The organism is Amycolatopsis sp. lyj-346, assembly GCF_046548975.1.
In the GTDB taxonomy this organism is placed as follows: domain Bacteria; phylum Actinomycetota; class Actinomycetes; order Mycobacteriales; family Pseudonocardiaceae; genus Amycolatopsis.
Genome location: NZ_JAJPWT010000014.1, coordinates 183,153 through 198,160, shown reverse-complemented (window position 1 = coordinate 198,160; position 15,008 = coordinate 183,153). Strand labels below are relative to the sequence as shown.

General features: G+C 72.0%; 10 protein-coding genes and 1 pseudogene. 9 read left to right on the top strand and 2 right to left on the bottom strand.

All coding sequences use genetic code 11. The annotated features are described in order from the left end of the window. Window positions 1-4 precede the first annotated feature (4 nt). Window positions 5-1,819: a dipeptide/oligopeptide/nickel ABC transporter permease/ATP-binding protein gene (locus ACLJQE_RS33425; RefSeq protein ID WP_410643525.1), complete on the top strand. Its 1,815-nt coding sequence runs from the start codon at window positions 5-7 to the stop codon at window positions 1,817-1,819. Beyond that, window positions 1,816-2,775, top strand: a complete 960-nt coding sequence (locus tag ACLJQE_RS33420; RefSeq protein ID WP_410643524.1) for an ABC transporter ATP-binding protein — start codon at window positions 1,816-1,818, stop codon at window positions 2,773-2,775. Before ACLJQE_RS33425 ends, ACLJQE_RS33420 begins: the two co-directional genes overlap by 4 nt. Before the next feature lie 205 nt (window positions 2,776-2,980). Here the strand turns inward: ACLJQE_RS33420 and ACLJQE_RS33415 are convergent, their stop codons facing one another. Beyond that, the gene (locus tag ACLJQE_RS33415) at window positions 2,981-3,499 is read right to left on the bottom strand and encodes a hypothetical protein (protein ID WP_410643523.1); all 519 of its coding nucleotides are present in this window, start codon (window positions 3,497-3,499) and stop codon (window positions 2,981-2,983) included. A gap of 92 nt (window positions 3,500-3,591) precedes the next feature. Here ACLJQE_RS33415 and ACLJQE_RS33410 point away from each other — a divergent pair. The 6 genes and pseudogenes from ACLJQE_RS33410 to ACLJQE_RS33385 all read left to right on the top strand — a co-directional run. Continuing rightward, a pseudogene (locus tag ACLJQE_RS33410) lies at window positions 3,592-4,593 on the top strand (glycoside hydrolase family 36 protein); the annotation flags it as partial. 117 nt (window positions 4,594-4,710) lie between these two features. Next, entirely contained in the window at window positions 4,711-7,158 is a 2,448-nt protein-coding gene (locus ACLJQE_RS33405) for a glycoside hydrolase family 2 protein (protein WP_410643522.1), read from the top strand. Beyond that, window positions 7,159-8,007, top strand: coding sequence for a LacI family DNA-binding transcriptional regulator (locus ACLJQE_RS33400; protein WP_410643521.1), 849 nt, complete (start codon window positions 7,159-7,161; stop codon window positions 8,005-8,007). Between the two features lie 276 nt (window positions 8,008-8,283). Continuing rightward, on the top strand, window positions 8,284-9,729 hold the full coding sequence (locus ACLJQE_RS33395) for a glycosyl hydrolase (protein ID WP_410643520.1): 1,446 nt from the start codon (window positions 8,284-8,286) through the stop codon (window positions 9,727-9,729). Window positions 9,730-9,875: 146 nt separating this feature from the next. Further along, window positions 9,876-10,892, top strand: coding sequence for a LacI family DNA-binding transcriptional regulator (locus ACLJQE_RS33390; RefSeq protein WP_410643519.1), 1,017 nt, complete (start codon window positions 9,876-9,878; stop codon window positions 10,890-10,892). Window positions 10,893-10,943: 51 nt separating this feature from the next. Beyond that, window positions 10,944-11,414: a hypothetical protein gene (locus ACLJQE_RS33385; RefSeq protein ID WP_410643518.1), complete on the top strand. Its 471-nt coding sequence runs from the start codon at window positions 10,944-10,946 to the stop codon at window positions 11,412-11,414. Between the two features lie 118 nt (window positions 11,415-11,532). Here the strand turns inward: ACLJQE_RS33385 and ACLJQE_RS33380 are convergent, their stop codons facing one another. Then, the gene (locus ACLJQE_RS33380; protein ID WP_410643517.1) at window positions 11,533-12,684 is read right to left on the bottom strand and encodes an ROK family protein; all 1,152 of its coding nucleotides are present in this window, start codon (window positions 12,682-12,684) and stop codon (window positions 11,533-11,535) included. Window positions 12,685-12,834: 150 nt separating this feature from the next. Between ACLJQE_RS33380 and ACLJQE_RS33375 the strand changes: the two genes are divergently transcribed. After that, entirely contained in the window at window positions 12,835-15,006 is a 2,172-nt protein-coding gene (locus ACLJQE_RS33375) for an alpha-galactosidase (RefSeq protein ID WP_410643516.1), read from the top strand. The last annotated feature ends 2 nt before the right edge of the window (window positions 15,007-15,008 follow it).

The following is a 15,008-nucleotide window of genomic DNA, read 5'->3' as shown; positions in this document are numbered from 1 at the left end:
ACCCGTGACGAATCTCGGTCCCGAAACCACCACCGGCGCGCCGATCCTGACGCCCGTCCGCCGCGGCCGCATCAGCGGCCTGCGCGCGGTCCTGCCGGCCTGGTCGCCCCGCCTGGGCGTCGGGCTCGGCCTGGTCACCGTCATCGCCCTGTTCGGCATCCTCGGCCCGCTGTTCGCCGGTGACCCCGACGCCATCCGCGACGCCGGCCTCGCCCCGCCGGGCAACGGCCACCTGCTCGGTCTCACCCAGACCGGGCAGGACGTCTTCGCGCAGCTGGCGTACGCCACCCGTGGTTCCCTCCAGATCGGCCTGATCGTCGGGGTGCTGGCGACGGTGCTCTCCGCGTTCTTCGGGGTCATCGGCGCCTACGCGGGCGGCGCCGTCGACGAAGTGTTTTCGTTGTTCTCCAACATCATGCTGGTCATCCCGGGGCTGCCGCTGGTGATCGTCATCGCCGGGTTCGTGCCGCCCGAGTCGCGCGGCGCGTGGACGGTCGCGCTCGTGCTGGCCATCACCGGGTGGGCGGCGTCGGCCCGCGTCCTGCGCGCCCAGACGCTGTCGCTGCGCAATCGCGACTACGTCGCCGCGGCGCGTGTCGCGGGGGAGAAGCGGTGGCGGATCATCACCGTCGAAATCCTGCCCAACCTGCTGCCGCTGCTGGCGTCGCAGTTCGTGTTCGCGGTGATCGCGGCGATCCTGTCCGAGGCCGGGCTGTCGTTCCTCGGGCTCGGGGCGTCGAACTCCTCGACGCTGGGGACGATGCTCTACTTCGCGCAGAACGGGTTCGCCCTCCAGCGGGCGGCCTGGTGGTGGTTCGTCCCGCCCGGGCTGGTCATCGCGTTGTTCGGCTGCGGGCTTGCGCTGATCAACTTCAGCATCGACGAGATCATCAACCCGAAGCTGCGGGTGGCGGGCCGGCGGCGCCGGGCCGAACGGCCGGAAGCGCGGGAGCCGGCCGAGGCCGGGGACGACGTCGTGCTGAGCGTCGACCACCTCGACGTCGTCTACCGCACCGCGACCCCGGTCCACGCGGTCAAGGACGTGTCCCTCACGCTCCGGCGCGGCGAGATCCTCGGCCTGGCCGGGGAGTCCGGGTGCGGGAAGACGACCCTGGCCTACGCGATCAACCGGCTGCACCGGCCGCCCGCGGAGGTCACCGCGGGCACCGTCGTCCTGCACGACCGCGACGGCCCGGCCATCGACGTGCTGGCCCTGGAACGCGAAGAGCTGCGCGCGTTCCGCTGGGACCGCCTCTCGATGGTCTTCCAAGGGGCGATGAACGCGCTGAACCCGGTGACCACCGTGGGGTCGCAGCTGGCCGACGTCCTGCTCACCCACCGCCCGGAAATGCCGAAGGCGCAGCGAAAAGCGAAGTGTGCGGAGGTCCTCCGGCTGGTCGGCGTCGACCCCGGCAGGCTGGGCTCCTACCCGCACGAACTGTCCGGCGGGATGCGGCAGCGCGTGATGATCGCGATGGCCCTGCTGCTCGACCCGCAGGTGATGATCATGGACGAGCCCACGACCGCGCTGGACGTCGTGGTGCAGCGCGGCATCCTGAAGGAGATCCTGCGGCTGCGGGACGAGTTCGGCTTCGCCGTCCTCCTGATCACCCACGACCTGCCGCTGCTGCTGGAGATCGCCGACCGGATCGCGGTGATGAAGGACGGCGAAGTCGTCGAATACGCGGCGGCCGAGCAGCTGTACCGCGCGCCGTCGCACCCCTACACGCGGACGCTGCTCGAGTCGTTCCCGAGCCTGACCGGGGAGCGCGGGGCGTTCCTGCGCGACCAGGCCCTCGCCGAAGGAGGTGTCCGGTGACCGAACTGGCGGTCCGCGACCTGGTGAAGGACTTCCGGGTCCGCGACGGGGTGCGCCGGTCCCGGCTGCGCGCGGTCGACCTCGTGTCGTTCACCCTGACGCCCGGCCGGACGACGGCGCTGGTGGGCGAGTCCGGGTCGGGGAAGTCGACGATCGCCCGGATGGTCGCGCGCCTCGAGCCGCCGACGTCCGGCCGGATCGTGGCCAGCGTCGACGGCACCGAGGTTTCCCGCCGGGCGTACCGCGACCACGTGCAGATGGTCTTCCAGGACCCGTTCGCGTCGTTGAACCCCTTCCACACCGTCGAGCACCACCTGGCGCGCCCGTTGCTGCTGCACGGGCGCACCCGGGGCCGCGAGGACACCTGGCGGCAGGTCCGGCACCTGCTGGAGCGGGTCAACCTGGGCCCCGCCGACGAAATCGCGCGGCGACGGCCGCACGAACTGTCCGGCGGGCAGCGCCAGCGCGTGGCGATCGCCCGGGCGCTCGCACCCGGGGCGAAGGTGGTGATCGCGGACGAGCCGGTGTCGATGCTCGACGTCTCCGTCCGCCTCGGGGTGCTCAACCTCCTGGGGCGGCTGCAGCGCGAGGACGACCTGGCGGTGCTGTACATCACGCACGACCTGGCCACGGCCCGCCACTTCGCCGACGACATCGCGGTGCTCTACCGCGGCCGGATCGTCGAACACGGCCCGGCCTCGGAGGTGATCCTGCGGCCGAAGCACCCGTACACGCAGCTGCTCGCGGCGTCGGCCCCCGATCCCGACAAGCGCGGGGCGGTGGTGCCGGAGCAGGCCGATCCGGTCGGCGGCGGTCCCGGTCCCGGCGTGCACAGCGGCTGCACGTTCCGTGACCGCTGCCGGCTCGCGATGGACATCTGCACCACGACACCGTCGGCGGAGAAGGTGGGCGACGCGCACTTCGCGCGGTGCTGGTTCTACGGATCGCGGGCATGACTCTGCGGTGGGCACCGGGCTCGGTCGTCCTGGTGTTCGACGTCGGCCCGGAGCGGCCCGTGGTCCTGCGCTCGCTGCGTCCCGCGGGTACCGGAACTCCGCGGGCTGCCGCGGGGGCACCGTTGGCCGAGGTGAAGGCGCTGGGCCACGGCCGGTTCCCCGGAAGTCACCGCTACGCGGACACGGCCGTCGGCGCCCGGCTCCGCTACCGCGCGCACCGACGGCTGGACTCGGCACTGCGGATCGAGCAGTTCGACGCTGTGACCGGCCTCGTCGTCACCAGCGTGTTCGAGGCGACGCCCGGCGTCGCCGCGGTGCGGACCTGGACCGAACTGGCGGTCGAAGGCGGCGGCGAGGTGGTCGTCGAGGCGGTCACCTCGGCGGTCACCGGCGCGTTCCTGGGGGACACCGGGCTGGGGGTGACCGGGTTCGACGTCCTGCTCGCCGATTCCGACTGGGCCGCGGAGTCCCGATGGCGGCGCATCCCGCTCCGGGAGGCCGGCCTGGCCGCGATGGACCCGGTCGTCCACCACCACCCGCCGCGCGGCCGCCTGGCGGTGACCTCGCGCAGCACCTGGTCGACCGGCGAACGGCTGCCGACCGGGCTGGTCGTCGCGCACGACGACTCGTGGGCACTGGCCTGGCAGATCGAGCACAACGGGACGTGGCACTGGGAAATCGGCGAGACGGCCGCCGGGGCGTACGTCGCCTTGCTCGGACCCACCGACGCGGAGCACCAGTGGCACGCCAGGGTCACCGCGGACGAACCGTTCGTCTCGGTCCCGGTCTCCCTCGCCGTCGGCCACCCGCTTCCCCGGCGGGCTCGGCGAGGTGTTCGAGCGCATCCGGGCGCACGGGATGGTGCCCGGTCTGTGGCTGGAGCCGGAGGTCGTCGGCGTTCGCTCCCCGGTGGCGGACCGCCTGCCCGGCGGCGCTTTCCTGCAGCGGCTGGGCCGGCGCGTCGTCGAGCACGGCCGGTACCACCTCGACCTGCGCCACCCGGCCGCCCGGGCCCACCTGGACGAGGTCGTCGACCGCCTGATCGCGGAGTTCGGCGTGGGCTGCTTCAAGCTGGACTACAACATCATGCCCGGACCCGGAACCGACCTCGGCGGGCTCGCACCGGGTGCCGGGCTGCTGGAGCACAACCGGGCGCACCTGGCCTGGCTGGACGACGTGCTCCGGCGGCATCCGCGGCTGCTGCTGGAGAACTGCGCCTCCGGGGCGATGCGGATGGACTACGCGATGCTGTCACGGATGCACCTGCAGTCCACGTCCGACCAGCAGAACCCCCTGCTGTACCCACCGATCGCCGCCGCCGCGCCGGCTTCGGTGCTGCCCGAGCAGGCCGGCAACTGGGCGTGCGCACAGCCGGAAATGTCCTTCGAGGACGCCGTCCACACGCTGGCCACCGGCCTGCTCGGCCGGCTCTACCTGACCGGACGGCTCGACCTGATGGACTCCGCGCAGCTGGACCTCGTCCGCGAGGCGGTCGAGGTCCACAAGCGGGTGCGCGCCGACGTCGGGAACGGGCGGCCGTTCTGGCCCTTCGGGCTGCCCGGCGCGCGGTCCGGATGGCCGGCGATGGGGTTGCGGGCTCCGGCGCGCACGCTGCTGACGGTGTGGCGGCAGCCCGGCGCGAGCGGGGAGCTCGCGGTGCCGGTACCGCACCTGCGGGGTGTCGCGGCGAAGCCGGAGATCCTCTTCCCCGCCCACCCGGAGCCGTGGCCGCTGACGTGGGACGCCGCGGAGGGGGTGCTGCACGTGTCCCCGCCGGCGGTGGCTCCGCTTGCCCGTGTCATCGGCCTGACCCCCTGATCGGGGGAGTGTTGTCTGAACCATACCTCGGTTGACTTACTTAAGTTACTTGAGTAACAATCGCCACCCAGGGTGCGGCTCCTCGGCGAGCCGCCGGCCGCGTGAGGAGCGCCCGAAGTGAACCGTCAGGAACTGCACGAGGGCTGGCGTGTCGAGGCCGTGGCCGGTCCGGTTCCGGACCCGGTCCGGGGTCGCGCGCTCCTCGCCACCGTGCCCGGCTCCGCCCACCTGGACCTGCTGGCCGCCGGCCTGATCGACGATCCGTACCTCGACACCGCCGAGGCCGACGTGGCGTGGATGCACCGCGCCGGGTGGCGCTACACCCTCGAGTTCGCCTCCTCGGCGCCGTCCGCGGCGGAACGCGCGGATCTCGTCTTCGACGGCCTCGACACCGTGGCGACCGTGACCCTCAACGGCCGCCGGCTCGGGCGGGCCGCCAACATGCACCGCACGCACCGCTTCGACGTCCGCGAGGCACTGCGGGACGGGACGAACACCCTGCTCGTCGAGATCGCGAGCGCGCTGACCCACGCCGAGTCGGTCGAGGCGGACCTGGGCTGGCGCGACCACGCCTACCCGCACCCGTTCAACATGATCCGCAAGATGGCCTGCTCGTTCGGCTGGGACTGGGGACCCGACCTGCAGACCGCGGGGATCTGGAAGCCGGTCCGGCTCGAGCGGTGGACCGCCGCCCGGCTCGCGACCGTGCGGCCGCTGGTGACGGTCGACGAGGACGGGACCGGTCGCGTCACGGTCCACGCGGACGTCGAGCACGCCACTCCCGGGACCGGCGAACGGCTCGAGCTGGTCGCCTCGATCCCGGCCGCGAACCGGGCTTCCCGCGCCACCGTCGAGCCGGGCGAAACCCGGGGCACGGTGACCCTCACGGTGCCGGACGCCCGGCTGTGGTGGCCCGCCGGTTACGGCGAACAGCCGCTCTACGACCTCGAAGTCGACCTCGTCGGGGCCGGGACGGCGCTCGACGCCTACCGGCGCCGCATCGGGTTCCGCACCATCACCGTCGACACCGAACCGGACGAGATCGGCACGCCGTTCACGTTCGTGGTCAACGGCACGCCGGTGTTCGCCAAGGGGGCCAACTGGATCCCCGACGACCACTTCCTCACCCGGATCACCCGCGACCGGCTCGCCCGCCGGGTCGACCAGGCCCTCGGGGCGAACCTCAACCTGCTGCGCATCTGGGGTGGCGGGATCTACGAGACCGAAGACTTCTACGACGTCTGCGACGAACGCGGGGTCCTGGTGTGGCAGGACTTCCCGTTCGCCTGCGCCTCGTACCCCGAGGAGGAGCCACTGTGGACGGAGGTCGAGGCCGAGGCGCGGGAGAACGTCGCCCGGCTGACGCCGCACGCCTCCCTCGCCCTGTGGAACGGCAACAACGAGAACCTCTGGGGGTTCGCCGACTGGGGCTGGCCCGAACAGCTCGACGGCCGCACGTGGGGCCTGAAGTACTACACCGAGCTGCTGCCCGCCATCGTCGCCGAGCTCGACCCGACCCGTCACTACGCACCGGGGAGCCCGTACAGCCCGGGCGGGATCCACCCCAACGACCCCGACCACGGCACCCGGCACGAGTGGGACGTGTGGAACCGGATCGACTACACGCACTACCGCGACCACGTCCCGCGGTTCTGCTCGGAGTTCGGCTTCCAGGGGCCGCCCACGTGGGCCACGCTGGCCCGGTGGATCCACGACGACCCGCTCACGCCGACGTCGGCGGCGTTCCTGCGGCACCAGAAGGCCGAGGACGGCAACGGCAAGCTCGACCGCGGTCTCGCGGCCCACCTGCCGCGGCCGGAGGCGTTCCCCGACTGGCACTGGGCGACCCAGCTCAACCAGGCCCGCGCGGTCGCCTTCGGGATCGAGCACTTCCGGTCGTGGTGGCCGCGCACCGCCGGAGCGCTCGTCTGGCAGCTCAACGACTGCTGGCCGGTCACGTCGTGGGCCGCGATCGACTCGGACGAACGGCTCAAGCCGCTGTGGTACGCCCTCAAGCACGCTTTTGCCCCCCGGTTGCTGACCGTTCAGCCGCGCGACGGCGAAGACGTCGTCATCGCGGTCAACGACACCGCCACGCCGTGGTCGGGTGAGCTCGAGCTGGAAACGCGGACGGTCGCCGGCCAGGTCACCGGGCGACGTACACTGCGGTTCACCGTGCCGGCCCGCTCCACCGCCGAGCTGGCACCGGCCGGATCCGGGGAGGAGGTGCTCGTGGCGACGACCGAAGAGACCCGGCTCGTGCACGTCTTCGGTGAAGACCTCGAGCACGACTACGTGCCCGGTCCGCTGTCCGCCGAGGCCGCTCCGGTGCCCGGCGGCTACCGCGTCGACGTCACCGCTTCCGCACTGGCCCGCGACGTCGCCCTCCTGGCCGACCGGGTGGCACCCGACGCCGTGGTCGACGACATGCTGGTGACCTTGCTGCCCGGCGAAACGCGGTCGTTCGTGGTCCGCACCGCGAACACCGTCGATCCGGCCGCCTTCGCCGACCCGCTGGTGCTGCGGTCGGCGAACGCACTCGGCTCCCCGGTGATGAGGTCCTAGATGAGCACGCACCACCCCTCCGGCGCCATCGGCCTGGTGCTGGCCCGCCCGCCCCGGCTGCTCGGCACCGAGCCGTTCTTCATGGAGTTCATCGCGGGCATCGAGCAGCACCTCGCCGACTGGGACCTGTCGCTGCTGCTGCACGTGGTGTCCACACAGGACGCCGAGCTGGCGGCGTACCGGCGGTGGGCCGCCCAGCGGATGGTCGAGGCGACCGTCGTGGTCAACCTCGTCCACGACGACCCGCGGCCGGCCCTGCTGCGATCTTTGGGCATGCCGGCGGTCCTGGTCGGCGAGCCCGAAGACGATCACGGCTTCCCGGCCGTGCGCACCGACAACACCGGACCGGTCCGGGCCGCCCTGCAGGTGCTCCTCGACCTCGGGCACCGGCGCATCGCGCGGGTGACCGGACCCGCGCAGCTGCTGCACACCCGGGCCCGCACCGACGCGCTCGTCGCCGGCTGCCGCGAGGTGGGCATCGAGCCGATCGTCGCCGAGGGCGACTACTCCGAGGAGTCCGGCGCGAAACGCACCACCGAGCTGCTTTCCGGCGGTGCGCCGCCGACCGCCATCCTCTACGACAACGACGTGATGGCACTGGCGGGACTCGGCGCGGCCAAGGAGCTCGGGGTCGGCGTTCCGGACCAGCTCGGCATCATCGCCTGGGACGACTCGACCCTGTGCCGCCTGGCCACGCCCTCGCTGACCACGATGAGCGTCGACGTGCACCAGTACGGCGTCTCGGTGGCCGAATCGGTACTGGAACTGGTCGACGGCGGTCCGGTCACCGAACGCTGGTCGCCCGCGGCGAAGTGCGTGCTGCGGGCCAGCACCGCTCCGGTCGCCTGAGCTGTCCGCTCCGTTTCCGGCAGCCCGCAGTTTTCTTCGCTGCCGCCTTTTCGCCGCCGTCGGCCCGGTCGGCAACTTCCTTGTTTGTGCTGCGCAATTCTTCGACTGAACGCAGCTGAACATCTTTAATTTCGTGCGCGAACTTATCCGCGCAGGGTTTCCGGTGCCGGGCGTGGTTGTTAGAATTCGACTGGAAGCGCTCTCAGTCGCTGTTATCCTTACCAGTCGTGCCCGCTTCGAGCCGGGCCGGCCTTCATCGTGATCAAAGGAGATGCGATGTCGTTCCCTCGAAGTTCGCCACCGGCAGGAAGCGGGTTCGGCCGCTGGGGGAGGAGAGCCACCCGGGTCCTGGCGGCGTCGGCGCTCGTCGTCCCGCTCCTCGTCGACGGCGGAACTGCTTCGGCGGCCCAGACCGGCGCGCTCGTCAGCGCGGCTTCCGCCCGCTGCCTCGACGTGATCGGCAACGTGCAGACCGCCGGCACCGGGATCCAGATCTGGGACTGCAACGGCCAGGCCAACCAGCAGTGGACCGTCACGGACGCGGGTGAGCTGCGCGTGTTCGGCGGTTCGATGTGCCTCGACGCCTACGGCAGCCAGACCGCGGCCGGCACGAAGCTGCAGATCCGGTCCTGCACCGGTGCGGCGAACCAGAAGTTCACCCTGCGCTCCGACGGCAGCATTTACGGCGCCCAGTCGGGGTTGTGCGCCGACGTGACGGCCGCGGCGACCGCGAACGGCACGACGGTCCAGCTCTGGGGCTGCCACGGCCAGGCCAACCAGCGGTGGAGCGTCGGCGGCGGCTCGAACCAGCCCGGCACCTGCTCGGCCAATCCCGTCAACCCGCGCGCGACGGCACAGGCGAAGAAGCTGCTCTGCTACTTCTACAGCCAATACGGCAACCACATCATCTCCGGGCAGGAGGAGTCCACCTGGGTGGCCGGCTCCGAGTACGAGATGAACTACATCCGCGACCGGACGGGCAAGTACCCGGCGATCCGCGGCATGGACATCGAGCAGGACGGCGTCGGCGCCCGCGGCGTGTCGTGGTGGAACGCCGGTGGTATCCCGATGGTCGGCTACCACATGGGTGCGCCGACGAAGCCGGACACCTACGAGGGCAGCCAGATGGCCGTGTCGATCAACGCCGTGCTCACGCCGGGAACGGCCGAGTACGCCTCGTTCGTCCAGCGGCTGGACAAGGCCGCCGCCCAGCTGCAGATCATGGAGAACGCCGCGGTTCCGGTGCTGTGGCGCCCGTTCCACGAAGCCGGCGGCACCTGGTTCTGGTGGAGCAAGGAAGGCGGCGCCCAGTACAAGCGGCTGTGGCAGTTCGCGTACAACCACCTGACCGGCACCAAGGGGCTCGACAACCTGGTCTGGCTGCTGCCGTTCAACGGCCAGCCGAGCTCGTCGTTCTACCCGGGCAAGTCCGTTGTCGACATCGCCGGTTCCGACACCTACGCCGGTGACCACGGACCGCAGACCGGCCTGTTCAACGCCACCAGGAACATCGTCGGCGGCACGATCCCGATCGCCCTGCACGAGAACGGCCCGATCCCCGACCCGGACCAGTTGCAGTCGTCGAACACGCGGTGGGTCATGTTCAACACCTGGCACACCGAGTGGCTGACCAATACCTCGCGCAACCCGATCAGCCAGCTGCAGAAGACGTACAACAGCTCGTACGTGGTCACCAGGGACGAAGTGCCCAATCTGAGGTGAGCCGGTCCGCCCCGGGCGGAATGTTCCGTCCGGGGCGGCTGCCGTGGCCGCACCGGAATGCTCCGTGGCGGAGCCTTGCCGAATTCGGAAAACCTTTCCGGGTGTGCAGATGATTTCTTTTCGAGCCGGTTCTACCCGGAGGTGCGATGAAGCGTCCGACCGTCAGGGAAATCGCCGCGCGTGCCGGCGTGTCACAGGGAGCCGTCTCCTACGCGCTCAACGGCCGTCGTGGTGTCTCGGAAGCGACGCGCCACCGGGTCGTGGAGATCGCCCGGCAGCTCGGCTGGACGCCGGGCGGTGGCACCCACCGCCACGTCCGCCGGTCGGCAGCGCTGGGGATGGTGGTCAACCGGCCGGCGGCCGCGCTCACCGGCGAGCCGTTCTTCAGCGAGCTCATGGCCGGGATCCGGCGGGAGCTGGCCACCGGGTCGGCGTCGCTGCTGATGCAGGCCGCCCCGAGCCGCTCCGCCGAACTCGGGATCTACCGGCGCTGGCACCGCGAGCAGACCGTGGGCGGCGTCCTCCTGTCCGACCTGCGGATCGGCGACACCCGGCCGGACGAACTCGCCGCGATCGGCTTGCCCGCCGTCGCGCTCGGCGGTCCGCTGGGCCGGTCCGACCTGCCTTCAGTGTGGATGAACGACCGGCAGGCGATGCGCGGGGTGCTCGAATACCTGGCCGGCCTCGGACACCGGTCGGTCGTTCGCGTGGCCGGTCCCGAGCCGCTCTGGCAGACACGAACCCGTACGGAGGCGTTCGTGGCCGCGGCGGACCGCCTGGGCCTGGCGAACGCGCGCACGGTGCACGCCGACTACACCGAGGAGGTCGGCGCGGACACGGCTCGTCGCGTCCTGACGGCGAAGCGCCCGCCGACCGCCCTGGTGTTCGACAACGACGTCATGGCGGTGGGCGGCCTGATGGCCGCGCAGGGGCTGGGCCTGGCGGTTCCCGCGGACGTGTCCATCATCGCGTGGGACGACTCGGTGCTCTGCCGGCTCGTCCGCCCGGCGTTGTCCGCGGTCCAGCGGCCGATCGCCGAGTTCGGTGCGCTGGCGGTGTCGGTGCTGCGGCGGAAGGTCGACGGCGGGTCCGTGGCCGACACGTGCACCTCGACGCCGGTGTTCGCGGTCCGGGGCAGCACCGGGCGGGTGCCGCGGAGGTGATCTCACGGCCGGTTTGCCGCCTGGCGACGGATCGCTGGGCCACTGTGGACGGTGCGGCGGAAGATCGACGCCTCCGCCGGCTCGGCGTGGTCGCCGCCCGGTCCGTTCGTGGCGGCCTCGGCAACGGGTGCCGAGGCCGACGACCTTTTCGCCCGCCACCCACAAGTAGCCCCCAACCGCCCCAATGTGGCCTTGGTTGCGTTCAACGCACCGAAGGCCACATTGGGTGCGTTCAACGCACCGAAGGCCACCTTGGGTGCGTTGGACGCACCGAAGGCCGCCTTGGGTGCGTTGAGCGCACCCAAGGCCACATTGGGGCGCTGGCGGCCCGGCAACAGCGCGCCGGAACCCGAGCGGGAGCAGGGCTGGGACCGGGCCGGTGGCGGCCCTGCTCCGAACGCGCAGCCCGGCGAGCCGGTGATCGAGTCGCCGAGGGCCATGATGCGCGTGGGGGTGGCGGCGGACGCGGTCGTGGGGACGATCAGGACGGCGATCAGCGCGGTGAGCACGAGCGCGCAGTAGCCGGCAAATCTGTGCACGGTACCTCCCGAGGGCGATCGACCGGCCACTGTGGACGGTCGATGTGGAAGCGCTCTCAGGCGAGGAAGACGTTAGCGGCGAGGGAGTGTGCTGTAAAGCCTCAGCGGGCGCCGGTGAGCGCGGCGCGGATGGCGAGCGCGGCGCCGGACCGCGCCCATTCGCCGAAGTCGAAGGCCTGCACGTCGAGGTGCAGCTGCGCGGGGTCCGGTTCGTAGGACTTCGCGATGCCTTCCCGCACCCGGTCGGCGGCCACTTCGTACAGTGGCAGGCCGTCGCCGGTCAGCAGGACCTTCTGCGGGTCGACGAGGTTCGCGACCGTGCCGATGACGGTGCCGAGGGCGAAGCCGGCGTCGCCGAACACCCGGCGGGCCGCGGGGTCGCCCGCCTGGGCCCGCGCGACGGCGCCGGCGTAGTCGGCGGTGCCGAGTGCCCGCACGATCGACTCGTTCAACAGGTAGCTGGCGGCGCAGCCGCGGTGCCCGAGGTCGCACACCGGTCCGGACTGGTCGACGACGACGTGAGCCGCTCGCCCGGCGGTGCCGTGGGCGCCCTCGACGAGTTCGCCGTTGAGCACCAGGCCGCACCCGATGCCGACGCCGATCGTGACGACGACCAGTGACCGCAGCCCGGCGCCGGCCCCGAACCAGTGCTCGGCGGCGGTCAGTGCCTGGACGTCGTTGTCCACGGCGGTGGGCAGGCCGGTCGCCTCGGCGACGAGGTCGGCGAGCGGGACCCCGGACCAGCGCAGGTACGCGGACCCGTGCACCACCCCCGAGCGCACCGTGCCGGCCAGCGTCACGCCCGCGGCGGTCAGGTCCGGGAACCCGATCCGCAGCGCCGAGGCGGTTTCGGCGATCTGGCGGACGACCTCGGCGACCTCCGCCGAGCGCAGCGGGGTGTCGAGGGAGGCCACCACCTCGGCGTTGAGGTCGGTGACCGCGGCGTAGAGGTGGTCGCCGGTGAGCTTCACACCGAAGAAGTGCCGGGCGGCGCCCTTGACCTGCAGCAGCTCCGAAGGCCGCCCGGTCGACGAACGCAGCTCGGTCCCGCCTTCGGTCAGCAGGCCGTCGTCGAAGAGCTGCCGCGTGATCCGGCTGAGCGTCGGCCGCGACACCTGCAGGCGGGCGGCGATCTCGGCGCGCGAGGTGGGGCCGTGGACGAGGACCTCGAGGAGCACCTGACGAGCGGCCTCGGGCAGCTGCGGCCAGGGCGCCGCCGCCCGTGCCCGGCCTGCGCGGGTTCCGGATGTCACCGGGGGAGCGTACCGCGCAGGGTGGCTGGGGTTTTGCCTGTTCCGGAACTAAGTACGCGTTCCTAGGGGTCCTACGCGCGAAACCGTCGAACTTCGGTGACCGGACCACTACTTCTTGACACTCGTTAGTGTTGTGATGAAACTAACCCCGTGCTGACGACGACGTTCACCGCAGCCGACGACGAGCCGGCGAACCCCGGTGTGGTGTACCTCGCCGCCGCCGGTACCAGCCTCGTGCTCGACGCGACCGGCGACCGCCTGCCCCGCGTCGTGCACTGGGGCACCGATCTCGGCCGGCCCACCGAAGCCGAACTGAGGGACCTGGTGCGCGCGGCCCGGCCGCCGGTCGTCTCCAACAGCGTCGACGACCCGCTGCCGGTCGGCGTGCTGGCCGAACCCGCCACCGGCTGGTTCGGCACACCCGGCATCGCCGGCAGCCGTGCCGGCCGTGCGTTCTCCCCGCTGTTCACCAAAACCGCCGTGGACCTGACGGCGGACGGCACCCTGATCACGACAGCGCGGGACGCGGCCGCCGGACTGGCGCTCGAACTGCGGGTGGCGCTCTCGCCGTCGGGCGTGGTGCGGCTGGGCGCGACGGTGACGAACACCGGCGACGACGACTACGGCCTCGACGCGCTGACCCTCAACCTGCCGGTCCCGACGACCGCCGGGGAACTGCTCGACTTCACCGGGCGGCACCTGCGCGAGCGCGCCCCGCAACGGCACCCGTTCACGTTGGGCTCCTACGTGCGCAGCGGACGCCGCGGCCGGACCGGCCTCGACGCGACCCTGCTGCTGCTCGCCGGTGAGCCCGGCTTCGGCTTCCGGCGGGGCGAGGTCTGGGGCGTGCACACCGCCTGGAGCGGGAACCACACGACCTACGCCGAGCGCGACGCCGCGGGCACCGCGATCCTGGCCGGCGGTGAGCTCCTCCTCCCCGGCGAGATCGTCCTTTCGCCGGGCGAGTCCTACGCCTGCCCGACGCTGCTGGGTTCCCACGGCGACGGCATGGACGAGCTGTCCGGGCGGTTCCACGCCGACCTGCGCAGCCGGCCCGGGCACCCCGGTTCGCCACGCCCCGTCGCCCTGAACACCTGGGAAGCGGTCTACTTCGACCACGATCCGGCGAAGCTGCGCGAGCTCGCCGAGCTCGCCGCGCGGGTCGGCGCGGAACGGTTCACCCTCGACGACGGCTGGTTCCGCGGCCGCCGAAGCGACAACGCGGGACTGGGTGACTGGTTCGTCGACGACCGGGTGTGGCCGGACGGCCTGCGCCCGATCGCCGACCACGTCCGCTCGCTCGGCATGCAGTTCGGGCTCTGGGTCGAGCCGGAAATGGTCAACCCGGACTCCGACCTCGCCCGGGCGCACCCGGAGTGGATCCTCCGGCCGGAAGCGCGGCTCCCACCCGAGGCGCGGCACCAGCAGGTGCTGGACATCGCCCGGCCGGACGCCTACGCCTACCTGCTGGAACGCCTGGACGCGCTGGTCACCGAGTACGGCGTCGGCTACCTCAAGTGGGACCACAACCGCGATCTCGTCGACGCCGGGCACACCGCGAGCGGCACGGCCGGCGTGCACGACCAGACCCGCGCCCTCTACCGGCTGCTGGACGAACTCCGCGCCAAGCACCCGGGCCTGGAGATCGAGTCCTGTTCGTCCGGTGGTGGCCGCGCCGACCTCGAGATCCTCGCCCGCACCGAACGGATCTGGGCCAGCGACTGCCTGGACGCGCTCGAGCGCCAGCACATCCAGCGCTGGACCGGCTTGCTGCTGCCGCCGGAGATGCTGGGCTCGCACGTCGGCGCGCCGACGGCACACACGACCGGCCGCACGCACACGCTCGACTTCCGCGCCGGCACCGCGTTCTTCGGGCACTTCGGCATGGAGTGGGACCTGACATCGGCGAGCGAGACCGAACTCGCCGAACTCACGGCCTGGATCGCGCTGCACAAGCGGTTCCGGCCGCTGCTGCACAGCGGCACCGTCGTCCGCGCCGACCACCCCGACCCGGCGCACTGGCTCCACGGCGTCGTCGCGCAGGATCGCGCCGAAGCGCTCTTCGCGTTCGTCGCCCTGCAAACCGGCGCCTGGGCCCCGCCCGGCCGCATCCGGCTGCCCGGGCTGGCCGCCGGAACCCGGTACACCGTGCGGTTCCTCTCGGCCGTCGAGCGGACGCGGCGGCACGGGCTGCCCGCGTTCCCGGACTGGGCGGACCGGCCGTCGACGTTGTCCGGCGCCACGCTGGCCGCGGCGGGGGTGCAGGCACCCGCACTGCCACCGGAACAGCTGCAGCTGATCCACGTCATCGCCGAGCGCTGAGG

Coding starts and splice junctions, on each gene's coding strand:
- ACLJQE_RS33400 (WP_410643521.1), top strand. CDS start 7,159: ATGAGCACGCACCACCCCTCCGGCGCCATCGGCCTGGTGCTGGCCCGC.
- ACLJQE_RS33395 (WP_410643520.1), top strand. CDS start 8,284: ATGTCGTTCCCTCGAAGTTCGCCACCGGCAGGAAGCGGGTTCGGCCGC.
- ACLJQE_RS33390 (WP_410643519.1), top strand. CDS start 9,876: ATGAAGCGTCCGACCGTCAGGGAAATCGCCGCGCGTGCCGGCGTGTCA.